Raw genomic sequence first — 22,942 nt, 5'->3', positions numbered from 1 at the left:
AGAGCCGGCCGGGCGGTCGCGACGGGTCCCAGACCCGCCGAGGAACGTCCGGGCTCCACAGAGCAGGGTGGTGGGTAACGCCCACCCGGGGTGACCCGCGGGACAGTGCCACAGAAAACAGACCGCCCACCGCTTTTCGTGGTGGGTAAGGGTGAAACGGTGGTGTAAGAGACCACCAGCGACCGGGGTGACCCGGCCGGCTAGGTAAACCCCACCTGGAGCAAGGTCAAGATCGGCGCCCTCGGGCGCCGTGCGCGGACGATTGAAGGCTGCTCGCCCGAGTCCGCGGGTGGACCGCACGAGGCTGTCGGCAACGGCAGCCCTAGATGGATGGCCGCCTCCCCGGGCCGCGCAAGCAACCCGGGAGACAGAACCCGGCGTACAGGCCGACTCTTCCGCCCCCTTTCCCGCCCGCCGGTCAGGCGGGGCGGGCGCCGACCGCGTCGCGGATCTGGTCGCCGAGGCCGCCGTTGACGCGGGCGCAGTTGGCGCAGCAGAAGAACATGCCGGCGACTTCGACGCCGTGGCCGACGATGCGGACGTCGCACTGCTCGCAGCGCGGGGCGAGTTTCTCCATCGCGCACTCGAAGCTGTCGAAGGTGTAGGTGTCGCCGGTGACCGTCCTGATCTCGAAGGCCAGCCAGTAGTCGTTGCCGCAGGTGACGCAGATGGCCATGGCGGCCGTCTCCTTCCGGTGGGGCCTACCCCGGCGGGGCGGCTCGTCTCCCAGTGTCGAAGGCCCGGTCGGCGGCGGCCACCCGGAGGGGGCGGGCGGGGGCTCAGGCGGAGCCGGCGGCGAGGTCCTCCAGGGCGCGGACGGCGCGGTCGGCGTCGGCGGCGGCGACGAACAGGTGGTCGTGGTGGAAGCCGGCCACCACGTTGCAGCTGATGCCCTCCTCGGCGAGCCGGCCGGACACGGCGGCGGTCAGTCCGACGGCCTCCAGCGCCGAGTGGATCCGCAGGGTGATCCAGGCCGCCACGTACTCGTAGCGCAGCCCGAGCGCGTCCGCCTCCTCCTGGGCGATCACCATCGTGACCCCCTCGGGTTCGGCGACGGTCACCACCGGCCGCATGCCGGCGGGCACCCGGGCGGGGAGCGTGCAGTAGACGTACCGCCCGGGGTTGAGCTGCGGGCTCATGCCGCGCAGCAGCGTCGCGAGGTCTCGTTCTGCGGCCATGCCCGCCACCGTAGCGGCTGGGCGGGGGCTGCGCGGTGCTCCGTGGGCGTGTCGGAATCCGTTGACGAGCGACAGTCACCGATATATCGTCGAACTATCGAGACAGTGACTCGACTGCCTCGTTGAACCTCAGAGATTCGAGGAGGTGGGCGCGATGCGCTCAGAACGTCAAGGAAGGCGATTCCGCTGGGAGGGCCCGCGCGGCGGTGACGGTGGCGGCCCCGGTGGCCTCGGCGGCGGCGGTCGGCGCCGCGGGCCGGGCCCGGGGCCGGAGTTCCGGGGGATGCCCGGGGAGGGCTTCGAGGGCCGGGAGGCGTTCGGCGGGTTCGGCCCGCCGTTCGGTGGCGGCGGTCCCGGCCGGCCGATGGGCGGCCCGTACGGGCACGGCTTCGGCGGGCACGGCGGCCGGCGCGGTGGCCCGCACGGGCGGCGCGGCGGGCGGGCCCGGCGCGGTGACGTCCGGGCCTCGCTGCTGGCGCTGCTCAAGGAGCGGCCGATGCACGGCTACGAGATGATCGCCGAGATCGCCGAGCGGACCGGCGGGGCCTGGCGGCCCAGCCCGGGGTCGATCTACCCCAACCTCCAGCTGCTGGAGGAGGAGGGCCTGATCACCGCGGAGGAGGTCGGCGGCAAGCGGCTGGTCTCGCTCACCGAGGCGGGCCGGGCCGAGGCCGACGCCGGGCCGGCCGAGCCGTGGGCGGAGGCCGGCCGGGAGGTCGACTGGGAGGCCGTCCAGGAGGTCGGCCAGGCGCTCGCCGCCGTCGACCAGGCGATCCGCCAGGTCATGGCCACGGGCACCGAGGCGCAGCGCGCCAAGGGCCTGACGGTGCTGACCGAGGCCCGCAAGAAGCTGTACCTCATCCTCGCCGAGGATGACTGACCGACCGGGGGGAGCGGGACGGGCGGTGCTGCTGCCCGAGCCGTCCGGGCGGCCTGGTCGGCCCGAGCGGTCCGGGCGGCCGGGGGGAGGGCCTCACGGCCGGACCGTGAACAGGGCCACGCACACCAGCAGCAGCACCGCCCAGCCGAACCAGAGCCAGGCGTTCGGCTCGATGACCACGCTGTAGAGGCACACCGCCAGGAGCAGCACCCCGGTGACGCCGGCGACCTCCCGGTTGTGGTGCCGGACCGCCCGGGAGTGGTCCCGCGGGTGCCGTACCGTCCTCGCCATGCCGACCTCCGGGGGAGACTGCGGCCGACCTCCGGGGGGACCGCGGAGGGAGGGGGCGGCCGTCAGCCGGAGGCCGCCTCGTCGTACTCGTAGCGCCAGAACCAGCTCAGGCCCCGAACCTGCTTGCTCCGGACGTACACCAGTGTGCGCGCGGGAGTCCCGCCGTGCGCGGGGACCGGGACCTTGTACTTCTTGGGCACGCCGAGCATCGGCCCCAGCGGGATGGGGAGGATCTTCCCGTCCAGGGGGCCGCCGACGAATGCGGTGTCCGCGCTCTTCATCCCTCCAGGGTCTCACCTCCGCGGACGAGCCCGGGGCGCACCCGTGGGCCGCACCCGCGGCCGTCGCCGGGAGTGTGACCGGAGAGGCACCGCCCCCGGTCATCCGGAGGCCCTCCGCACCCTTATCCTTCCTGTTACGCCCTCGGGGTCCACCCGGGTCAGCGGGCCCGTACGGGCCGGGCGAGGCGCGAATCCGCGCGCCCTCCGGCCGATTTGGCGCGGACAGCGTGCTGCCGCGACTGCGTACCGTGACCCGGGCGTCGGCCGTCCGGTGACCCCGGGCCGCGGCCGGCAGGGCGCCGACGTCAGGGCCGAGCACCCCGGGAAGCAGACGGGGGCGCCGTGCGTTGCGTCGGAGTGGTACGTCGAACGCTGTGTCGCACCAGGCACGGCAGTTGCGCGGAAGGGGCCCGATGGAAGCCGGCAGCAGGTGGACGACCTGGTGGCAGAAGCGTGATCGTCAGCGGGCGGGGGGCCCGGACGGGCCGGCCGCCGACCTCGATCAGCTGCTCGGCGCGGTCCGCGCCGGATTCCCGCTCGCGCCCGCCGCCCACCCGGCCGGCTACCGGTGCTCCTGTGACCGGGTGGCCTGTCCGGCCCCGGCGCAGCACCCGGTCTCCTTCGCCTGGCAGACCCAGGCCACCACCGACCCGGAGCAGCTCTCCCGCTGGCTCTCCCGCGATCCGGAGGCGAACTTCATCACCGCCACCGGCCGGGTGCACGACGTGCTGGACGTCCCGGCGGAGGCCGGACGGCTGGCGCTGGAGCGGCTGACGGCGCTGGGCGTCGAGGGCCCCGTCGCCGCCGTCGGCGAGGACCGCTACCTCTTCTTCACCGCCACCCGCGGCACCCCGCAGGACGAGGACGAGTGGTGGCCGAGCGCGCTCGACTCCACCCCGGACACCATGTCCGAGCACCCCGGCCTGCGCTGGCACTGCCGCGGCTCGTACACCCTGCTGCCGCCGGCCGCGCTGCCGGACGGCTCCCACGTGCGGTGGCTGCGCGGGCCCGAGCAGCCGCTGCCGGACCCGCTGCGCGTCCTGGACGTGCTCACCGACGCCTGCACCGAGGTGGGCGCCGTCGCCGAGGAGCAGTGGCTGATCGGCTAGGGCGCCCACCGGGCGACGCCGGTCACGGCAGGGTGAGGACCTCCGCGCCGGTCGGCGTGACCACCAGGGTGTGCTCGAACTGGGCGGTGCGCTTGCGGTCCTTGGTGACGACCGTCCAGCCGTCCGGCCAGATCTCGTAGTCGTAGGTGCCCAGGGTCAGCATCGGCTCGATGGTGAAGGTCATACCCGGCTTGATCACCTCGGTGGCCCGCTCGCTGTCGTAGTGCGGGATGATCAGGCCGGAGTGGAACGACGTGTTGATGCCGTGTCCGGTGAAGTCCCGCACCACGCCGTAGCCGAAGCGCTTGGCGTAGGACTCGATGACCCGCCCGATGACGTTGATCTGACGACCCGGCTTGACCGCCTTGATCGCCCGGTCGAGGGATTCCCGGGTGCGCTCGACCAGCAGCCGGGACTCCTCGTCCACGTCGCCGACCAGGTAGGTGGCGTTGAGGTCGCCGTGCACCCCGTGGATGTAGGCGGTGGCGTCGATGTTGACGATGTCGCCGTCCTGGAGCACGGTCGAGTCCGGGATGCCGTGGCAGATCACCTCGTTGATCGAGGTGCAGACGGACTTGGGGAAGCCCCGGTAGCCGAGGTCGGACGGGTAGGCGCCGTGGTCGCACATGTAGGCGTGGGCGACGGCGTCCAGCGCGTCGGTGGTGACGCCGGGGGCGATCAGCTTGGCCGCCTCCGCCATCGCCCGGGCGGCGATCCCGCTCGCGATCCGCATCTTCTCGATCGTCTCGGCGGTCTGCACCTCGGGCCCGGTGTACGGCGTCGGCGCGGGCTTGCCGACGTACTCGGGGCGCGCGATGTGCGCCGGGACCTTGCGGGTGGGGGACTGGATGCCGGGTACGAGAGCCATGCCGCGAGTCTAGTCGTCGGGCTCCGTGGCCCCAGGTGGTGTGCGGCCGACCCCGGGTGGTGTGCGGCCGGGCCCGGGGCGGGGAATGATCGGTACCGACCCATCCTTCTGGCCTTCTGAACGGGAGAGCGCCATGCCCCTCGGATTCAACCGCAAGCCGACCGGCAAACCCGGCGAGTGGTTCTACTGCATCAAGCACAACAAGGTCGAAGAGGGCCCGGAGTGCCCGGCGAAGGACCGCCTGGGCCCGTACGGCAGCCCCGAGGAGGCCGCTCAGGCCCTGCGGATCGCGGACGAGCGCAACCGCGAGTGGCGGAACGACCCGCGCTGGAGCGACCGGCCCAAGGACGAGGCCGAGTAACCACGGCGGGACCCCGATCCCGACCCCGGTCAGGCGGTCGGCGCGGCCTCCCGTGCGGCGCGTTCGTGTTCGGCCCGCACGGCCGCGGCGTTCGGGTCGGTGCGGTCGTCGTAGGCGAGCAGCTTCGGGAGGGCGGCGGCGACCGCGAGCACGGCGACGACGCAGGCGGCACCGCCCGCCCAGACGGCGGCGCGCACGCCGACCAGCCCGGCCATGGTGCCGGCCCGGACCTGGCCGAGCTGCGGGCCGACGGAGTAGCTGAGCAGTTCCACGCCGGCCATCCGGCCGCGCAGCTCGTCGGGGATGGACTGGTTCCACATGGTCGAGCGGGCGAGCCCGCTGATCTCGTCGGCGCCGCCGGCCAGCGCCAGGCCGAGCAGCACCAGCCCGATGTGCGCGGTGAGCCCGGCGAGCGCCATCGCCGCGCCCCAGCCGACGGCGGCGACCACCAGCAGCCGCCCGTGCCGGTGGACGCGGGAGGTCCAGCCGCTGGTCGCGCCGACCAGCAGGGCGCCGAGGGCGGAGGCCGCGTACATCGGGCCGAGCGCCCAGTCCGCCCCCAACTCCGAGGCCAGGAACGGGAAGACGGCCACCGGGTAGGCGAACAGCATGGCGCAGACGTCGATCGCGTAGGTGCCGAGCAGGTCCTTGCGGCTCCACGCGTAGCGGACCCCGGTGAGCACCGCCCGGACGGACGGCCGTTCGGCGCCGGTGGGCGGCGGCACCGCCTTGATCCGGACGAGCAGCAGCAGCGAGAGGGCGAAGGAGAGGACGTCCAGCGCGTACGCGGTCTGCACCCCGGCGAAGGCCACCACGACACCGGCCAGCGCGGGGCCGGCCACCGAAGCGGCGTTGTGGTACAGCGACCTGAGGGCGAACGCGGCGGTCAGGTGCTGGTGCGGGACGAGCCGGGGGAGGAGCGAGTCCAGCGCCGGGCGCTGGATGCCGTCGGCGGCCGCGACCAGCGCGGCGACCAGGTAGATCGGCCAGAGCAGCGGGTGCGGCAGCAGGGCGTTGACCAGCAGCAGCCCGGCCAGCAGGCCGAGCGCGACCTCCGCCCGCAGCACCAGCTTCCGGCGGTCCAGGGCGTCGGCGAGGGCGCCGCCCCACAGGCCGAAGACGATCAGCGGCACCAGTTCGACGGCGCCGATCAGGCCGACCGCGAAGGAGGACCCGGTGAGTTCCTTGATCTGCATCGGCACGGCGACGAGGGTCAGGAAGCCGCCGAAACTGGTGACGCAGCCGGAGGTCCACAGGTAGCGGAAGTCGCGCGAGGCGCGCCAGGGCGACAGGTCGGGTGTCAGCGAGCGCAGCAGCCTCCGGGCGCGCCCGGGCACGGGGGGATGCGGGGGTTCGTCGACGTTCACGAACCGTCATCCTCGGGCGGCGGCCACCGCTTCCGCAAAGGGTTTTCGACCGGGGCGTGAACTTTTCGGCCGGGTGGTGAACGGGGTCACCAGCGGGTGATCGCGGGCCCCGAGGCCAGCCGCCCGGCGAGGTCGGCGAGCCGGTCCCGGACGGAGCGGCGGCCGGTCCGCTGCCCGGCGGCGACGCTGACCAGGTGCTGGGCGAGGTCGAACGGCCCCTCGGCGGCGGTGCCGACGGTCAGCCGCTCGTGCGCGAGCCGGCGGAGTTCGTCGAGGCCGTGGGGTTCGCCGCGGCCGCCGGACGCACCGGGCCCGCCGGACGTACCGGTCCCGTCGGGTGCGGTGAGCCCGTCCGGTCCGTCCGACCCGTCGGCGTCAGCGGAGCCCCCGTCCAGCGCGAGCACGGTCGCGCCGCGCCGCCGGGCGTCGTGCACCCGCTCCAGCAGCGCGGCGCCGGCCGCCCGGGGGACCACCACCAGCACGGTGTCACCGCGCCCGGCCTCGGTGAGCCGCCGCAGGTCGTGGGTCAGGTGGGCCGGGGCGTCGGCCGGCGGGCTGTGCCGCAGCAGGGTGGGCGCCAGCCGGGGGACGTCCGACCAGGCGGCCTCGTCGTCCAGGTGGGCGGCCAGGTGCCAGGGTTCGTACGCCTCGGTGCCGACCAGCAGCAGCCCGCTCGCGCTGCGCCGTTCCACGGAGCGGCGCAGCGCGCCGGCGAAGCCGCCGACCTCCTCCAGCCAGCCCGTTCCCGTCAGCCGTTCCCGGAGTGCCGAAACTCTCACCGCGTCCATGCGGGCCAGGATGTCCCGCCGGGCCGGGGATTTGGCAGGATCGGCCCATGACTTCCCTCGATTCAGCGACAAACCCGGCCCACGAGGTCCCGGACGTCTCCCAGCTGGTGGTCGGTGTCCTCGGTGGCACCGGCGACCAGGGGCGAGGACTCGCCCTGCGGCTGGCCAAGGCCGGCCAGCAGGTGATCATCGGCTCCCGCGACGCCGCCCGGGCCGAGGCCTCGGCGGCCGCGCTGGGCCTCGGCGTGCGCGGCGCCGACAACGCCACCGTCGCCCGGGAGAGCGACGTGGTGATCATCGCGGTCCCGTGGGACGGCCACGCCGCCACCCTGACCGCGCTGCGCGAGGAGCTCGCGGGCAAGATCGTCGTCGACTGCGTCAACCCGCTGGGCTTCGACAAGCAGGGCGCGTACGCGCTGAAGCCGGAGGAGGGCAGCGCCGCCGAGCAGGCCGCCGCGCTGCTGCCGGACTCCCGGGTCACCGCCGCGTTCCACCACCTCTCGGCGGTGCTGCTGCAGGACGAGTCGGTGGAGAGCATCGACACCGACGTCATGGTGCTCGGCGACGACCGGGAGGCCACCGACGTCGTCCGGGGCCTGGCCGCCCGCATCCCCGGGATGCGCGGCATCTTCGCGGGCCGGCTGCGCAACGCCCACCAGGTCGAGGCGCTGGTCGCCAACCTGATCTCGGTCAACCGCCGGTACAAGGCCCACGCGGGCCTGCGGATCACCGACGTCTGAGCGGATCCGGGCAGAGGCGTGTCGACCTCACCCCTGGACCCGGTCCGGAGGTGAGGTCGGCGACAATGGGTGGCGGCCGTGACCCGGCCGCCCGCACCCGTTCTAGGAGCCCTCCGCCATGCCTCGCACGTCCCGCTTCGCCCTGGCCGCCGTCGTCCTCGCGCTCGTGGCCCTGGTGGTCTCGCTGGTCCAGGGCTTCTGGCTGGGCCTGATCTGGCTGCCGCTGGCCGGCGTGGCCAGCAACGTGCTGTGGATGGACCGCCGCCGGGCCAGGATCGCCGCCGCGACCGCGGCCGCCGCCGAGTAGCGCCGGCCGCCGAGCAGGGCTAGTTCTTCCAGAAGCTGAACAGGTACCGGCCGAGCGTCGCGTAGTCCTGGTCCACGCCGAACAGGTTCATCAGGCCGTGGACGATCCCGAAGAAGAACTCGTTCACCTGGGGCTGCCACAGCAGCGCGAACACCGCGAGCATCCCGTACGGCGCGAACGGCTCGATCGCGCGCCGGGTCTGGTACGACAGCCAGGGCTCGACGATGCCGTAGCCGTCCAGTCCGGGCACCGGCAGCAGGTTCAGCACCGCCGCGCTCAGCTGGAGGAAGCCGAGGAAGCCCAGCGCGCCGGAGAACGGCGAGATGATCAGCTCGTGGCCCTCCCAGAACGCGTGCACGGTCGGGTCGTCCAGCCAGCCCGCGCCGATCGGGACCAGCAGCGCCGCCGCGATGAGCAGGTTGACCAGCGGGCCGGCCGCCGAGATCAGGCTGTGCTTGAGCCGGCCCTGGATGCGGTGCCGCTCGATCCAGACCGAGCCGCCGGGCAGGCCGATGCCGCCGAGGATCACGAAGACGATCGGCAGCACGAAGCTGAGCAGCACGTTGGCGTACTTCAGCGGGTTGAGCGTGAGGTAGCCCTTGGCGCCGACGGAGATGTCGCCGCCGTGCAGCGCGGTGCGCGCGTGGGCGTACTCGTGCAGGCAGAGCGAGACCATCCAGCCCGCGACCACGAACAGGAACACCCCGAACGAGGCGTTGCCGTAGCCCTGGTACACCGCCCAGCCGGAGGTGCCGAGGACGGCCAGGAGCACCCAGAACACCGGGCTGATCCGGCGGTCCTCGCTGCGGGAGCGCGGCGTGGCGGCGAAGGTCATGGTGTGGGTGCTCCGTGGGCAGAGGGAACGGGAAGGACCGGCAGGGACCGATCATGCCGGGCGGGCCGGTGGCCGGACAAGCCGCCTCCGGTGAACGTCCGAGGGCCCGGGGTCGGTTCCGCCGGGGCGCCGGGCCCTGCACAATTGTGCGGCCCTTCCCCCGCCGATCGACCAGAATGGTCCGGTGCACTACGGCATCCTCGGAACCACGACGGCCCACCACGACGACGGCACCCCGGTACCGATCGGCGGCGCCCGGCTACGGGCCCTGCTCGCGGCCCTGGCCCTCCGGCAGGGCCGGCCGGTGCCGGCCGACCTGCTGGTGGACGAGGTGTGGGAGGCCGAGCCGCCCCAGGACTCCTCCGCCGCGCTCCAGACCCTGGTCGGCCGGCTGCGCCGCACCATCGGCCGGGACGAGGTCGGCTCCGGCCCGGCCGGGTACTGGCTGACCGGTCCGGCCACCGACCTCGCCGACTTCCAGCGGCTGACCGGCGAGGGCCGCCGCGCCCTGGACACCGGGGACCACGCGCTCGCCGCCGAGCGGCTGGGCGCCGCCCTGGCGCTGTGGCGCGGCCCCGCGCTGGCCGACCTGCCGGACCGCACCGGCCCGGCCGTCCGGCTGGAGGCCCAGCGCGAGGAGGCCCGCCGCCACCGGATCACCGCCGACCTCGGCCTCGGCCGCGCCGCCGACCTGGTCGCCGAGCTGGCCGAGCTGTGCGAACGGCAGCCGCTGGACGAGTCGTTGCAGCTGCTGATGATCCGGGCGCTGCACGAGAGCGGACGGACGGCCGAGGCGCTGCGCCACTACGAGCGGACCAGGCGGGCCCTGGCCGAGGAGCTCGGCGCCGACCCGGGCCGCGGACTCCAGTCCCTGTACGCCGAGTTGCTCGCCCCGGAGGCGCCGGAGCCGGTCCACGCCGCGCCCGCGCCCGCGTCCGTACCCGCCGCCGCCCCCCAACTCCCGCGCGCCGTCGGCAACCTGCGCGGCCGGCTGACCAGCTTCGTCGGCCGCGAGGACGATCTCGCCGCGCTGCGCGGGATGCTGACGGACCGTCGGCTGGTGACGCTGACCGGCCCCGGCGGCTCCGGCAAGACCAGCCTCTCGACCGAGGCCGGGCGCGCCGAACAGGCCGCCGGGGGCTGGCCGGGCGGCGTCTGGGTGGCCGAACTCGCCCCGCTGGAGAGCCCGGACGCGGTGCCCGCCGCCGTGGTCTCCGCGCTCGGCCTGCGCGAGATCGTGCTGCACAGCACCAGCATGGTCGCCGAGGTGATCGAGAAGCGGGCCGAGGACCCGGTGCGCCGGCTGGTCGAGCACTGCGGCCACCGCCGGATGCTGCTCGTCCTGGACAACTGCGAGCACCTGATCCAGGCCGCCGCCGACCTCGCCGACGTCCTGCTCGCCGAGTGCCCCGGGCTGACGGTGCTCGCCACCAGCCGCGAGCCGCTGGGCGTGCCCGGGGAGACGGTGCTGCCGGTCGAGCCGCTGCCCGACCCGGTCGCGCTGCGGCTGTTCGTCGAGCGCGCGGCCGCCGCCCGTCCCGGCTTCGACCCGCAGGGCGACCCGGAGGCCTGCGCCGAGATCTGCCGCCGGCTGGACGGGCTGCCGCTGGCCATCGAACTGGCCGCGGCCCGGCTGCGGGTGATGACGGCGCGCCAGATAGCCGACCGGCTGGACGGCCGGTTCGCGCTGCTCACCGCGGGCAGCCGCACCCTGCTGCCGCGCCAGCAGACGCTGCGCGCGGTGGTCGACTGGAGCTGGGACCTGCTGGGCAAGCGGGAGCGGGCGGTGCTGCGCCGGCTCTCGGTGTTCGCGGGCGGCTGGCAGCTGGAGGACGCCGAGGCGGTCTGCGCCGACGGCGTCGAGGTGGCCCCCGGCGAGGTCGCCGACCTGCTGCTGTCGCTGGTCGACAAGTCCCTGCTGGTGGCCGACCTGGACGGGGCCAGCCTGCCGCGCTACCGGATGCTGGAGACCATCCACGAGTACGCGACCGAGCGCCTCGCCGGGTCCGCCGCCGAGCGCGCCGCCACCGAGGCCCGCCACCTGGCGCACTTCCGCACCCTGCTCGCCGCCGCCGACGCGGAGATCCACGGCCCCCGGCAGCTGCACTGGCTGACGGTGCTGGAGCGCGAGCAGGACAACATCCGGACGGCGCTGCGCCGCGCGATCGACCTGCGGGACGAGGAGCAGGCGCTGCTCCTCGCCATCGGCATGAGCTGGTACTGGTCGCTGCGCGGCTACAGCATGGAGGCGCGCACCTGGTACACCGCGATCGCCGCGCTCGGCCCGGACCCGTTCGGCCCGGACGCCCCGCAGGCGGTGCCGCTGGAGCGCGGCGTGCTGGCGTACGACCTGCCGCTGCCGACGGCGGTGGTCGAGGAGGCCCGCCGGCTGCTCGCGATGTTCCGGCTGATCGGGCTGTTCGAGGGCAACCTGGACGTCCTCGGGGACCCGGAGGCGATCGAGGTCGCCCAGCGGCTGATGGACGCCTACACCCCGGACCTGCCGCAGTCCTACCGCTTCCCGGCGCTGATGCGGGTGTTCGGCGCCTTCCTGGCCGGCCGCCTGGACATGATGAAGGACCTGATGGACGACGCCGTCCAGGGCTGCGAGCAGTACGGCGGGCCGAGCGACCTGGCGTTCATCCTGCAGGTCCGGGCCAGGATGATGAACGACTGGCCGAGCGGCGCCGAGCAGAGCATCGAGGACGGCGCCCGCTCGCTGGAGCTGTACGAGCAGTCGGGCGACCTCTGGGGGATCTCCCAGGCGCTGTCCGCGCACGGCGAGTCGCTGGCCAACCGGGGCGAGGCCGCGGCCGCCGCCGAGGCGTACGCGCGGGCGATCGAGCTGATCGAGGAGCTGGGGGCGCCGCAGGAGGTGCCGATCCTGCGGGTGAACCTGGGCACCGCCCTGCTGGAGCAGGACATGGAGCACGGCGAGCGGGTCGTCCGCGAGGCGCTGGCCTCCATCGACACCCCGGGCCTCAACCAGGCCACCACCGGGGCGCTGATGTTCGGCCACCTGACGCTCTGCGGCATCCACGCCCACCGCGGCGAGTTCGCGCAGGCGCTGGCCGAGCTGGACGAGCTGGACATAGTCCGGGTCGGCGGCTTCGCGCCGAGCCTGGTGACCGGGATGCTGATGAGCGCCCGCGGCTGGATCACCGCCCGGGCCGGGGACCCGGAGGCGGGGCTCGACCTGCTGCGCGCCGGCTGGCGGCAGCTGCGGGCGGTGACGGCCGCGAGCGGCTTCGCCGAGCACATGACGGTCATGGTGGTGCCCGCGGTGACGGCGGTGCTGGGCAGCTTCGCCCAGCGCGACGGGGACCTCGGGCGGGCCCGGGCGGCGGCCGTGCTGGCCGGCGCCCACGGCGGGCTGAACGGCCCGAAGGGCGGCTACCTGGACCGGGTCGAGCGGGCGCGTTCGGAGGCGGCCCTGCGGGAGTCGCTGGGGGACGCGGGGTACGAGGAGGCCCGGGCCGGCGGGGTCGGGATGACCCAGGAGCAGGTCTTCGAGCTGCTGGAGGGGCTGCTCGGCTAGCCACGGCGCGGTCGGGCCCGGGCGGTCGGATCCCGTACGGCCGGTGCCCGTCCCCTGGTCACCGGCCGCACGGGCCCGTACGGCGGCCGGCGCCTGTCCGGGGCGGCCGGCCGTCCTGCCCGGCGGCCTTCCCCGGCGAGGGCCGGGGGAGCCGACGGTGGTCATGGGGGTCAGGTCCGCTTGCGGAACCGGGCGACCGCCAGCGGGGCGAAGACGGCGGTCACGGCGGCCGACCAGATCAGCACGATCATCACCGGGTGGGCCACCGGACCCGTGCCGTTGAGCAGGGAGCGGGAGGCGTCGGCCAGCGCCGAGAGCGGGTTGACCTTGGTGAAGGACTGCAGCCAGCCCGGCATGGTGTCGGTCCGGGCGAAGATCGAGCTGCCGAACTGCATCGGCATCAGGACCAGCATGGCCACGCCCTGGACGGCCTGGGCGCTGCGCAGGGCCATGCCCAGCAGCATCGAGATCCAGACGATCGACATGCCGAACAGCAGGGCCAGGCCGATCGTGGCCAGCACCTCCAGCGGTCCGGTCTTCACCTCGAAGCCGATGCACATCGCGAAGCCGATCAGGATCGCGAAGGAGAGCAGCCCGCGGAGGGTCTCGGCGACGATCTTGGACAGCAGGACGGAGGCCCGGCCGATCGGCAGGGTGCGGAAGCGGTCCATCACGCCGCTCTGGAAGTCGCTGTTGAGGCCGGTGCCGACGGCCATCGCGAGGGTGAGGCCGGTCTGCCCGAGCAGGCCGGGGATCAGGTACTGCTTGTAGGTGTCCTGGTCGCCGGCCATCGCGCCGCCGAAGACGTAGACGAACAGCACGGTGAAGATGACGGGCATCAGCACGGCGTCGAACATCGACTCCGGGTCGGCCTTGATCCGCATCAGGTTGCGCCGGGTCAGCGCGCCGACGTGGCGCAGGGTGCCGGTCAGGCCGATCCGGGAGTCCTCCGCCGGGGGCCGGGTGTCCCGGGCCCGGGAGGGGGTGAGCGTGGCGGTGGTCATGCGACGGGCTCCTTGGCGAGGCTGGGGGCGGGCACGGCGGCGGACGCGGGCTTGCCGGTGATGGCGAGGAAGACCTCGTCCAGGCTGGGCACCTTGGTGTCGATGCCGGCGATGGCGAAGCCGCGGGTGCCGAGTACGCCGATCACCGCGGTCAGCTGCTCCTCGCCGGTGATCGGCACCGCGAGCAGCCCGGTGTCGGTGGAGACGGTGGCGTTGAGGACGCCGCTCTCGTGCAGGCAGCGGGCCATCTCGGGCAGCTCGGCCGGGTGGGCCGGGCGGACCTGGAGGGTCTGGCCGCCGACCTTGGCCTTGAGCTCGGAGACGGCGCCGTTGGCGATCACCCGGCCGCGGTCGATGACGGTCAGCTCGTTCGCGAGCTGCTCCGCCTCCTCCATGTACTGGGTGGTCAGCAGCACGGTGCTGCCCTCGGCGACCATCCGCTGCACCTCGTCCCAGACCTCGTTGCGGGTGCGCGGGTCCAGGCCGGTGGTGGGCTCGTCCAGGTAGAGCACCCGGGGGCGGCCCATCATGCTGGCGGCCAGGTCGAGGCGGCGGCGCATGCCGCCGGAGTAGGTCTTGGCGGTCCGCTTGGCGGCCTCGGTGAGCGAGAAGCGCTCCAGCAGCTCGGCGGCCCGGGCCCTGGCCTCCCGGCGCGGGAGGTCGAGCAGCCGGCCGATGAGGTAGAGGTTCTCGTACCCGGAGAGCAGCTCGTCCACGGAGGCGTACTGGCCGGTGAGGCCGATCGTGCGGCGCAGCTGCTTGGGCTGGCGCAGCACGTCGTAGCCGCCGACGTACGCGGTGCCGGCGTCCGGCTTGATCAGGGTGGAGAGGACGCGCACCAGGGTGGTCTTGCCCGCGCCGTTGGGGCCGAGCAGGGCGAGCACGGTGCCCTCCCGGACGGTCAGGTCGACCCCGTCGAGGGCCTTCGTCTCGCCGTAGTGCTTGACGATGCCCCGCACCTCCACGGCGTTCCCGGAAGTGGTTCCCCGGTCGTTCGGGGCTGTCGCGATTCGTGTCATGCCCCCAGGCTGTCCGCCCCGGCTGTCAGCTCCCTGTCGGCCGGTGCGGTGCGCTGTCGGTTCGCTGTCACGCCGCTGTCAGCGGCCGCCGCGGGGCCGGGAACGGCGGCGGCCCCGCTCCCGGCGGGGGGAGCGGGGCCGCCGGCGTCGGGCCTTACGTGAAGCTGTGCTCGGCCGCGGGGAAGGCGCCGGTGCGGACGTCCTGGGCGTAGGCGCGGGCGGCGTCGCCGAGGACGGTGCGCAGGTCGGCGTACTGCTTGACGAACTTGGGCACCCGGCCGGCCGTCATGCCGGCCATGTCGGTCCAGACCAGCACCTGGGCGTCGGTGTCCGGGCCGCCGCCGATGCCGACGGTCGGGATCGCCAGCTGCTCGGTGACCTGGGCGGCCAGCTCGGCCGGGACGGCCTCCAGCACGACCGCGAAGGCGCCGGACTGCTGGACGGCCTTGGCGTCGCGGAGCAGCTGGTGGGCCGCCTCGTCGCCGCGGCCCTGGACCGGGTAGCCGCCGAGGGCGTGCACGGACTGCGGGGTGAGGCCGATGTGGGCCATCACCGGGACGCCGGCCTCGACCAGCAGCTCGATCGAGCGGGCGCTGCGCTCCCCGCCCTCCAGCTTGACCGCGCCGACCCCGGCCTCCTTCATCAGCCGGGCCGCGTTGTGCATGGCCTGGGCGGGGGACTCCTGGTAGGAGCCGAACGGCAGGTCGGCGACGATCATGGACCGCTTGGTGCCGCGGACGACGGCGGCGGAGAGCATCACCATCTGATCCATGGTCACCGGGACGGTGGTCTCGTAGCCGAGGTGGCAGTTGCCCGCCGAGTCGCCGACCAGCAGCACCGGGATGCCGGCCTCGTCGAACACGCCCGCGGTGAGGGCGTCGTAGGCGGTCAGCATCGACCACTTCTCGCCGCGCTGCTTGGCGGTGGCGAGGTCGCGGACGGTGACCCGGCGGTTGGTGACCCCGCCGTAGAGGGTGGTGGTCGACGCCTGGTTCTGGGCAGGCGAAGGCGTAGAAGCGTTCATCGAACGGACTCCTGAAGGGTTGTCGTCTCGTGGCGCCGTACGGCGTCCCCGGATCACCTCCATGCTTGCACGCCCCGGCTCCGGCGCAAAGAGGGGTGCGTTCGTCCCGGTGCGATCCACGCCACACCGGGTGCGATCCGCGCCGCACCGGGTGCGCGGGCGCCCCGCGCCGGGGTGCGCGGGAGGCCCCCGAATTTGCCTGCTCTTTACGAAACGGGTTCGTCTCGTATCGTATCGGCCGCTAGTCTGGTGCGGGGGGTTACGAGACGCATTCGGCTCGGAATTGCCCGCCAGTGCCACACCACCACGGACGGGAACACCCATGACCACCGCAGCCGCGCCACCCCGCGTGCCGGAAGCCATCCACCGTCGGCGCTGGGCGATCCTCGGCACCCTGCTGCTCGCCCTGCTCGTCGTCGTGCTCGACAACTCGATCCTCAACGTCGCGATGAAGACCATCGCGACCCCCGCGCCGGTCGGCCTCGGGGCCACCCAGAGCGACCTGGAATGGTCGATCAACTCCTACACCCTGGTCTTCGCCGGGCTGCTGTTCACCTCCGGCCTGCTCGGCGACCGGTTCGGCCGCAAGCGCGCGCTGCTGGCCGGCATGGTGGTCTTCGGGATCGCCTCGCTGCTGTCCGCGCTGGCCGCCTCGCCCGGTGAACTCATCGGCTACCGCGCCCTGATGGGCGTCGGCGGCGCGCTCGCGATGCCCGCCACGCTGGCGATCATCATGAACGTCTTCGAGCGCTCCGAGCAGCCCAAGGCGATCGGGATCTGGGCCGGCGCGGTCGGCCTGGCCATCGCCATCGGCCCGATCACCGGCGGCCTGCTGATCGAGCACTTCTGGTGGGGCTCGGTCTTCCTGGTCAACGTCCCGATCGTGGTCGTCGCGGTGATAGCGATGGTGATCCTGGTCCCCGAGTCCAAGGACCCCAACCCGGGCCGGATGGACCCGATCGGCGTACTGCTGTCGATCATCGGCCTGGTCGCGCTGATCTACGGCATCATCAAGGGCGGCGAGCTGGCCGACTTCACCGCGGCCGGGGCCTGGGTGCCGACCCTGGTCGGCGTCGTCGCGCTGGTCGCCTTCGTCTGGTACGAGCGCCGCACCGCGTTCCCCGCGCTGGACGTCACCTGGTTCCGCAACCGGGTGTTCAGCGCCTCCGTGGTGGTCGTCGGCGTGATCTTCTTCGCGCTGATGGGCGTCTCCTTCTTCGGCGTCTTCTACATCCAGAGCGTGCGCGGCTACAGCGCCCTCCAGGCCGGCGTGCTGATGCTGCCGCTGGCCGCCGCCCAGCTGGTGTTCGCGCCGCGGGCCCGGCTGGTGGTCGACCGCCTCGGCGTCGCCGCCACCGCCGCCGGCGGCATGCTGCTGGTCGCGCTCGGCTTCGTCGGCTACGTCGTGCTGACCGCCACCACCCCGATCTGGGTGCTGGTCCTGCTCGGCCTGGTGATGGGCGCCGGCATGGCGCACGTCATGCCGCCGGTCACCGTCGCGATCATGGCCTCGCTGCCCCGCGAGAAGGCCGGCGCCGGCTCGGCCGTCAACAACACCTTCCGCCAGGTCGGCGGCTCGCTCGGCGTCGCCGTGCTCGGCGCGGTGCTCTCCACCGTCTACCGCGACGGGATGGCCGACACCCTGACCCACCTGCCCGAGGGGCTGCGCGACAAGGCCGGCGAGTCGCTGGAGGCCACCCTGGCCATCGCCGGCCGCATCCCCGGCGGCGAGGCGCTGGTCGCCCCGGCGAACGACTCCTTCATCCACGCCATGCACGTGGTCGCCTCGCTCTCGGTGGGCGTCTCGGTGATCGGCGCCGTCGTCGCCTGGTTCCTGCTGCCGGGCCGCTCGGCCGCCCCCGCGGGACCGGCCGGGCCGGCCCCCGAGCAGCGCGGCCAGGAGCGGGAGTCCGCGGCCGCGGACGCCTGACCGGCGGCCGGCCGTACCGCGACTGAGTGACAATGGCCCTGTCACCCGGGTACGCCCGGGTGGCGGGGCCTCGGTCCCGGCAGGCCCCCTGCCGAGGGCCCACCGGAGGACACCCCACGGCGCCAGGGCGACCGGGGAGGACGAGGGAGAGACAGCGGGGATGAAGACGGACACGCCGACCGCCGGCACCGGGCAGCACTGCGCGGAGGTACGCCGTGGCCGGCCCCGCAGCGAGGCCGCCGAGCAGGCCATCTTCGGGGCCGTCGAGGACCTGATGGCCGGCGGCACCGCGCTGTCCGAGCTCACCATCGAGGGCATCGCCGCCGCCGCCGGCGTCGGCAAGGCCACCATCTACCGGCGCTGGCCCAACAAGGAGGCCCTGCTGGTCGACGTGGTCAGCCGACTGGAGGAGCCGCTGCCGGAGCCCACCGGCGCCGGCGCCCGGGCCGACCTGATCGCCCTGGTGGACCACGTCCGCCGGCGCGGCCTGGCCAAGCGCACCCGCTGGGTGCTCAAGGCCGCCCTCGGCCAGATGCAGACCCTGCCCGAGCTGTACACCGCCTACCGGGACCGGGTGATCAAGCCCCGCCGGGAGGTCGGGCTCGGCCTGATCCGCCGGGCCGTCGCCGAGGGCGTGATCCGCGACGACCTCGACCTGGAACTGCTCAACGACCTGCTGATGGGGCCGATCCTCTACCGCAGCATCCTGTGGGACGACTCCGACCTGGAGGACCCGGACCTGGCCCGCAAGCTGGTCGACTCCATGCTCGAAGGCCTCGCACCCCGCTGACCCGGCCGGACGGCGCCCCGGACGCGGCCGCGCCCGCCGGACCGGACGGGGCCGCGCCCGCCGGACCGGACGTGGCCTCGCTCACCAAACCGGGCCACGCCGGAACCCGCTCAGCGGGCCCGACGTCTGTCCCGGCATAGGCTGAGCCGGGTATCCGATCAAACCGGCACCGGTCCGGTCGTGCCCGCACCTTCGACGGTCCGGGTACCGGAACGGCGGCGGCACGAGCGAACGGGAGCCACTTCATGGCGCAGGCGGACAGGACCGAACGGATCGCGGCCCCAGGGGGCGGCGCCGACGGCCCGGCCCCCGCGTCGCGTCGGGGCGGCTTCCTCGGCCTGCGCCACTGGGGCCGGGACGCCCGCGGCAGCACCACCTGGCGGCGCGGCCTGGTGGTCGCCGTGCTGGCCGTGCTCACCGCCGCGCTGATCGCCCTGCACGCCGAGGTCCCCAACAGCGCCGGCAACCTCGGCAGCCTGCTGGAGACCTTCCTGCCCTGGCTGGGCCTGGCCGTCCCGGTGCTGCTGGTGCCCGCGCTGCTGCGCCGCTCCGCCACCGCGCTGATCGCCCTGCTGCTGCCCGTCGTGCTCTGGGCCAACCTGTTCGGCGGCCTGCTGAGCGACAAGAGCGGCGGCAAGGGCGACTGGACGGTGGTCAGCCACAACGTCGCCGCCGCCAACACCGACGTGCCGGGCACCGTCCGCACCCTGGTGGACTCCGGCGCCCAGATCGTCGCCCTGCAGGAGCTGGCCGGCAAGCAGCTGCGCTCGTACGAGACCGGGCTCGCCGCCGCCTACCCGCACCACACGGTGGAGGGCACCGTCGGGCTCTGGTCGAAGTACCCGATCGGCGACGTCACCCCGGTGGACCTGAAGATCGGCTGGACCAGGGCCTTCCGGGCCGAGGTCACCACCCCGCAGGGCCCGGTCGCGGTGTACGTCGCGCACCTGCCCTCGGTGCGGCTGAAGGCCGAGGGCGGCTTCACCGTCAACCAGCGGGACGTCAGCGCGCAGGCGCTCGGCGACGCGATCCAGGCCGAGCCGCTGAAGAAGGTCCTGCTGCTCGGCGACCTCAACGGCACCATGAACGACCGCAGCCTGGCGCCGGTCACCTCGCAGATGCGCTCGGCCCAGGGCGCCGCCGGGGACGGCTTCGGCTTCAGCTGGCCGGCCGCCTTCCCGATGGCCCGGATCGACCAGATCATGAGCAAGGGCGGGCTGAAGCCGGTGGACTCCCGCACCCTGCCCCGGGACGGCAGCGACCACCTCCCGGTGGCCGCCACCTACCGGTACTCCTCCTGAGGGCCGGCGGCGTGGGGACCGGCCGCATGAGGATCAGCCGCGGCGCCAGCGGTTGGTGATCGGCAGCCGGCGGTCCCGGCCGAAGTTCTTGGCCGAGATCTTCGGGCCCGGCGGGTACTGGCGCCGCTTGTACTCGGCGGTGTCGACCAGCCGGACCACCCGGTCCACCAGGGCCGGGTCGAAGCCGGCCGCCACGATCGCGTCCCGGCCCTCGTCGCCCTCGATGTAGCGGGTCAGCAGGCTGTCCAGCAGGTCGTAGTCGGGCAGCGAGTCGGTGTCCACCTGGTCCGGCCGCAGCTCGGCGGACGGCGGCTTGGTGATGGTGTGCTCCGGGATCGGCGGCACCTCGCCGCGCCGCCCGGCCTCCTCGTTGCGCCAGCGCGCCAGCCGGAAGACCAGCGACTTGTAGACGTCCTTGACGGGCCCGTAGGCGCCCACCGAGTCGCCGTACAGGGTCGAGTAGCCGACCGCCAGCTCGCTCTTGTTGCCGGGCGCGAGCACCAGGTGCCCCTCCTGGTTGGAGATCGCCATCAGCAGGGTGCCGCGCAGCCGGGACTGGAGGTTCTCCTCGGCCAGGCCGGTCAGCTCGACGGCGCCCAGGTAGGCGTCGAACATCGGGGCGATGGAGACGGTCCGGAAGCGCAGCCCGGTCCGGCGGGCCAGTTCGGCCGCGTCGTCCCGGGAGTGCTGGGAGGAGTAGCGGCTGGGCATCGAGACGCAGTGCACGTTCGGCGCGCCGACGGCGTCCACCGCGATCGCGGCCACCAGCGCCGAGTCGATGCCGCCGGACAGGCCGATCAGCACGGAGCCGAAGCCGTTCTTGGCCACGTACGCCCGGGTGCCGGAGACCAGCGCGGCCCAGATCTCGGCCTCGTCGGACAGCCGCGGCGCCACCCCGGCGGTGAGCGGTTCGGGGGGTGCGGCCTGCGGCCCGCCGCCCAGCTCGGTACGGACCAGGTGCAGCCCGTCGCTGAGCAGCAGGCCGTCGGTGTCGTCGCCGGCGGCGGCCGGCAGGTCGAGGTCCAGCACCAGCAGGTGCTCCTCGAACTGCGGGGCGCGGGCCAGGACTTCACCGTCCGCGCCGACCACGATCGAGTCGCCGTCGAAGACCAGCTCGTCTTGGCCGCCGACCATGTTGACGTACGCCAGGGCGCAGCCCGCCTCGGCGGCCCGGCGCCGCACCAGCTCCAGCCGCTGGTCGTCCTTGTTCCGCTCGTACGGGGAGCCGTTGACCACCAGCAGCAGCCCGGCGCCGGCCTCGCGGGCGGCGGTGACCCGGCCGCCGTCCTGCCAGATGTCCTCGCAGATCGCCAGCGCGACGTCCACCCCGTGCAGCCGCAGCACCGGCAGCTGGTCGCCCGGGACGAACCAGCGGAACTCGTCGAACACGCCGTAGTTGGGCAGGTGGTGCTTGGCGAAGCGGGTCACCACCTCGCCCCGGTGCAGCACGGCGGCGCAGTTCTGCGGGGAGCCGGCCGGGCGGTTGAAGCGCGGCGAGGCGTGCTCGGAGCGCCCGAGGTAGCCGACCACCACCGGGACCCCGCCCAGCCCCTCCGCCGCCAGCCGGGCGGCCAGGGCGACCAGCGCGGCGCGGGAGGCCTCGACGAAGGAGTGGCGCAGGGCGAGGTCCTCCACCGGGTACCCGGTGAGGGCCATCTCGGGGAAGGCGACCAGCTGCGCGCCGGCCTCCGCGGCCTGCTTGGTCAGGCGCACCACCTCGTCGCCGTTGCGGGCGAGGTCACCGACCCAGGGGTCGGTCTGGCACAGGGCGAGACGGAGATTGGGCATGCCCCGAGTGTAATCGTCTAACTGACGCAATGTCCTGGGCAGGGGTCGGCGGCGGGGGTCGGCACTGCCGGGCCGGGCGGGGATCGGCCATGATGGGGGCAACCGCTTTACGAGGTCTTTCCACGGCCTCCGGGGCGTAACACGAGCGTAAAGAGCAGAGGTGAGACTGTCCCCATGGGCAAGCAGCAGCAGTTCGTGCTTCGGACGCTCGAAGAGCGTGACATCCGGTTCGTCCGGCTGTGGTTCACCGACGTGCTCGGCTTCCTGAAGTCGGTCGCGGTGGCGCCGGCCGAGCTGGAGCAGGCCTTCGAGGAGGGCATCGGGTTCGACGGCTCGGCGATCGAGGGGTTCGCCCGGGTGTACGAGTCCGACATGATCGCCAAGCCGGATCCGACCACCTTCCAGATCCTGCCGTGGCGCTCGGAGACCCCGGGCACCGCCCGGATGTTCTGCGACATCCTGATGCCGGACGGCTCGCCCTCCTTCGCCGACCCCCGGTTCGTGCTCAAGCGCACCCTGGAGAAGGCCTCCGAGCAGGGCTTCACCTTCTACACACACCCGGAGATCGAGTTCTTCCTGCTGAAGAACCTGCCCGGCGACGGCACCCCGCCGATCCCCGCCGACCAGTCCGGCTACTTCGACCACACCCCGCGCGGGGTGGGCCACGACTTCCGCCGCCAGGCGATCACCATGCTGGAGTCGATGGGCATCTCGGTCGAGTTCTCGCACCACGAGGGCGCCCCCGGCCAGCAGGAGATCGACCTGCGCTACGCCGACGCGCTCTCCACCGCCGACAACATCATGACCTTCCGGCTGGTCATGAAGGAGGTCGCGCTGGAGCAGGGCGTGCACGCGAGCTTCATGCCCAAGCCGTTCTCCGAGCACCCCGGCAGCGGCATGCACACCCACGTCTCGCTGTTCGAGGGCGACCGCAACGCCTTCCACGAGTCCGGCGCCGAGTACCAGCTCTCCAAGGTCGGCCGGTCCTTCATCGCCGGGCTGCTGAAGCACGCCGCCGAGACGGCCGCCGTCACCAACCAGTGGGTGAACTCCTACAAGCGGATCTGGGGCGGCTCCCAGCGCACCGCCGGGGCCGGCGGCGAGGCGCCCTCGTACATCTGCTGGGGCCACAACAACCGCTCGGCGCTGATCCGGGTGCCGATGTACAAGCCGGGCAAGCAGGGCTCCACCCGGATCGAGGTCCGCTCCCTGGACACCGGCTGCAACCCGTACCTCGCCTACGCCGTCACCCTCGCGGCCGGCCTGAAGGGCATCGAGGAGGGCTACGAGCTCCCGCCCGGCGCCGACGACGACGTGTGGGCGCTGACCGACTCCGAGCGCCGCGCCCTCGGCATCCAGCCGATGCCGCAGAACCTCGGCGAGGCCATCGACCTGATGCAGCGCAGCGAGCTCGTCGCCGAGACCCTCGGCGAGCACGTCTTCGACTTCTTCCTCAGGAACAAGCACAAGGAGTGGGAGGAGTACCGCTCCGAGGTCACCCCGTTCGAGCTGCGGAAGAACCTCCAGGTGCTGTGAGCGGCTG

Annotated in this window: 22 protein-coding genes and 1 other RNA gene; 11 read left to right on the top strand and 12 right to left on the bottom strand. The window is 73.6% G+C overall.

The window, feature by feature from the left end:
* An RNA gene (gene rnpB / locus ACWDD9_RS10635) (RNase P RNA component class A) lies at positions 1–398 on the top strand.
* Positions 399–418: 20 nt separating this feature from the next.
* Here rnpB and ACWDD9_RS10630 read toward each other — a convergent pair.
* Both ACWDD9_RS10630 and ACWDD9_RS10625 read right to left on the bottom strand, forming a co-directional pair.
* On the bottom strand, positions 419–676 hold the full coding sequence (locus ACWDD9_RS10630) for a hypothetical protein (protein WP_049658025.1): 258 nt from the start codon (positions 674–676) through the stop codon (positions 419–421).
* Positions 677–779: 103 nt separating this feature from the next.
* The gene (locus ACWDD9_RS10625; protein WP_074000845.1) at positions 780–1,178 is read right to left on the bottom strand and encodes an ACT domain-containing protein; all 399 of its coding nucleotides are present in this window, start codon (positions 1,176–1,178) and stop codon (positions 780–782) included.
* Between the two features lie 154 nt (positions 1,179–1,332).
* On the opposite strand from ACWDD9_RS10625, the gene ACWDD9_RS10620 reads away from it, so the two are divergent.
* The gene (locus ACWDD9_RS10620; protein WP_117487491.1) at positions 1,333–2,058 is read left to right on the top strand and encodes a PadR family transcriptional regulator; all 726 of its coding nucleotides are present in this window, start codon (positions 1,333–1,335) and stop codon (positions 2,056–2,058) included.
* Positions 2,059–2,151: 93 nt separating this feature from the next.
* Here the strand turns inward: ACWDD9_RS10620 and ACWDD9_RS10615 are convergent, their stop codons facing one another.
* Both ACWDD9_RS10615 and ACWDD9_RS10610 read right to left on the bottom strand, forming a co-directional pair.
* On the bottom strand, positions 2,152–2,349 hold the full coding sequence (locus ACWDD9_RS10615; protein ID WP_380776478.1) for a hypothetical protein: 198 nt from the start codon (positions 2,347–2,349) through the stop codon (positions 2,152–2,154).
* Positions 2,350–2,411: 62 nt separating this feature from the next.
* On the bottom strand, positions 2,412–2,630 hold the full coding sequence (locus tag ACWDD9_RS10610) for a hypothetical protein (RefSeq protein WP_053112518.1): 219 nt from the start codon (positions 2,628–2,630) through the stop codon (positions 2,412–2,414).
* A gap of 413 nt (positions 2,631–3,043) precedes the next feature.
* Between ACWDD9_RS10610 and ACWDD9_RS10605 the strand changes: the two genes are divergently transcribed.
* Positions 3,044–3,739, top strand: coding sequence for a bifunctional DNA primase/polymerase (locus tag ACWDD9_RS10605; RefSeq protein ID WP_049659894.1), 696 nt, complete (start codon positions 3,044–3,046; stop codon positions 3,737–3,739).
* A gap of 22 nt (positions 3,740–3,761) precedes the next feature.
* Here the strand turns inward: ACWDD9_RS10605 and map are convergent, their stop codons facing one another.
* Positions 3,762–4,607, bottom strand: coding sequence for a type I methionyl aminopeptidase (gene map, locus ACWDD9_RS10600; RefSeq protein ID WP_049659897.1), 846 nt, complete (start codon positions 4,605–4,607; stop codon positions 3,762–3,764).
* A 133-nt stretch (positions 4,608–4,740) separates the two neighbouring features.
* Here map and ACWDD9_RS10595 point away from each other — a divergent pair, with 133 nt between their 5' ends.
* Positions 4,741–4,968 (top strand): hypothetical protein, encoded by a 228-nt coding sequence (locus tag ACWDD9_RS10595; RefSeq protein ID WP_049659898.1) that lies wholly within the window; start codon positions 4,741–4,743, stop codon positions 4,966–4,968.
* A 29-nt stretch (positions 4,969–4,997) separates the two neighbouring features.
* On the opposite strand, the gene ACWDD9_RS10590 is transcribed toward ACWDD9_RS10595, so the two are convergent.
* Together ACWDD9_RS10590 and ACWDD9_RS10585 are read right to left on the bottom strand one after the other, a co-directional pair.
* A complete protein-coding gene (locus ACWDD9_RS10590; RefSeq protein WP_074000850.1) occupies positions 4,998–6,335 on the bottom strand; it encodes an MFS transporter in 1,338 nt (445 codons plus the stop codon).
* An 86-nt stretch (positions 6,336–6,421) separates the two neighbouring features.
* A complete protein-coding gene (locus ACWDD9_RS10585) occupies positions 6,422–7,123 on the bottom strand; it encodes a hypothetical protein (RefSeq protein ID WP_387819742.1) in 702 nt (233 codons plus the stop codon).
* A gap of 47 nt (positions 7,124–7,170) precedes the next feature.
* Here ACWDD9_RS10585 and npdG point away from each other — a divergent pair, with 47 nt between their 5' ends.
* Positions 7,171–7,863: an NADPH-dependent F420 reductase gene (gene npdG, locus ACWDD9_RS10580; RefSeq protein ID WP_049660247.1), complete on the top strand. Its 693-nt coding sequence runs from the start codon at positions 7,171–7,173 to the stop codon at positions 7,861–7,863.
* A gap of 118 nt (positions 7,864–7,981) precedes the next feature.
* Positions 7,982–8,170 (top strand): hypothetical protein, encoded by a 189-nt coding sequence (locus ACWDD9_RS10575; RefSeq protein ID WP_074000852.1) that lies wholly within the window; start codon positions 7,982–7,984, stop codon positions 8,168–8,170.
* Between the two features lie 19 nt (positions 8,171–8,189).
* On the opposite strand, the gene ACWDD9_RS10570 is transcribed toward ACWDD9_RS10575, so the two are convergent.
* Positions 8,190–9,005 (bottom strand): site-2 protease family protein, encoded by an 816-nt coding sequence (locus tag ACWDD9_RS10570; RefSeq protein WP_049660242.1) that lies wholly within the window; start codon positions 9,003–9,005, stop codon positions 8,190–8,192.
* A gap of 184 nt (positions 9,006–9,189) precedes the next feature.
* Between ACWDD9_RS10570 and ACWDD9_RS10565 the strand changes: the two genes are divergently transcribed.
* Entirely contained in the window at positions 9,190–12,543 is a 3,354-nt protein-coding gene (locus tag ACWDD9_RS10565) for an ATP-binding protein (RefSeq protein ID WP_449811379.1), read from the top strand.
* 170 nt (positions 12,544–12,713) lie between these two features.
* Here the strand turns inward: ACWDD9_RS10565 and ACWDD9_RS10560 are convergent, their stop codons facing one another.
* The 3 genes from ACWDD9_RS10560 to panB all read right to left on the bottom strand — a co-directional run bounded on the left by ACWDD9_RS10560 (position 12,714) and on the right by panB (position 15,590).
* Entirely contained in the window at positions 12,714–13,547 is an 834-nt protein-coding gene (locus tag ACWDD9_RS10560) for an ABC transporter permease (RefSeq protein ID WP_074000854.1), read from the bottom strand.
* The gene (locus tag ACWDD9_RS10555) at positions 13,544–14,566 is read right to left on the bottom strand and encodes an ATP-binding cassette domain-containing protein (RefSeq protein WP_049652785.1); all 1,023 of its coding nucleotides are present in this window, start codon (positions 14,564–14,566) and stop codon (positions 13,544–13,546) included. Before ACWDD9_RS10555 ends, ACWDD9_RS10560 begins: the two co-directional genes overlap by 4 nt.
* A gap of 154 nt (positions 14,567–14,720) precedes the next feature.
* On the bottom strand, positions 14,721–15,590 hold the full coding sequence (gene panB, locus ACWDD9_RS10550) for a 3-methyl-2-oxobutanoate hydroxymethyltransferase (RefSeq protein ID WP_449811378.1): 870 nt from the start codon (positions 15,588–15,590) through the stop codon (positions 14,721–14,723).
* Positions 15,591–15,912: 322 nt separating this feature from the next.
* Between panB and ACWDD9_RS10545 the strand changes: the two genes are divergently transcribed.
* From ACWDD9_RS10545 to ACWDD9_RS10535, 3 genes are all read left to right on the top strand, one after another.
* A complete protein-coding gene (locus tag ACWDD9_RS10545) occupies positions 15,913–17,520 on the top strand; it encodes an MFS transporter (RefSeq protein WP_117487485.1) in 1,608 nt (535 codons plus the stop codon).
* Between the two features lie 160 nt (positions 17,521–17,680).
* Positions 17,681–18,310: a TetR/AcrR family transcriptional regulator gene (locus ACWDD9_RS10540; RefSeq protein WP_074000856.1), complete on the top strand. Its 630-nt coding sequence runs from the start codon at positions 17,681–17,683 to the stop codon at positions 18,308–18,310.
* A 245-nt stretch (positions 18,311–18,555) separates the two neighbouring features.
* Complete coding sequence (locus ACWDD9_RS10535) at positions 18,556–19,611, top strand: endonuclease/exonuclease/phosphatase family protein (RefSeq protein WP_049652793.1); 1,056 nt, start codon at positions 18,556–18,558, stop codon at positions 19,609–19,611.
* 33 nt (positions 19,612–19,644) lie between these two features.
* Here ACWDD9_RS10535 and ACWDD9_RS10530 read toward each other — a convergent pair whose 3' ends face one another.
* Positions 19,645–21,399, bottom strand: coding sequence for an NAD+ synthase (locus ACWDD9_RS10530; protein ID WP_449811377.1), 1,755 nt, complete (start codon positions 21,397–21,399; stop codon positions 19,645–19,647).
* A gap of 174 nt (positions 21,400–21,573) precedes the next feature.
* Here ACWDD9_RS10530 and glnA point away from each other — a divergent pair, with 174 nt between their 5' ends.
* Entirely contained in the window at positions 21,574–22,935 is a 1,362-nt protein-coding gene (gene glnA, locus ACWDD9_RS10525) for a type I glutamate--ammonia ligase (protein WP_049652796.1), read from the top strand.
* Positions 22,936–22,942: the final 7 nt, after the last annotated feature.

Source organism: Kitasatospora sp. NPDC001119, assembly GCF_053598475.1.
This window is presented reverse-complemented; position numbering and strand designations above follow the sequence as displayed.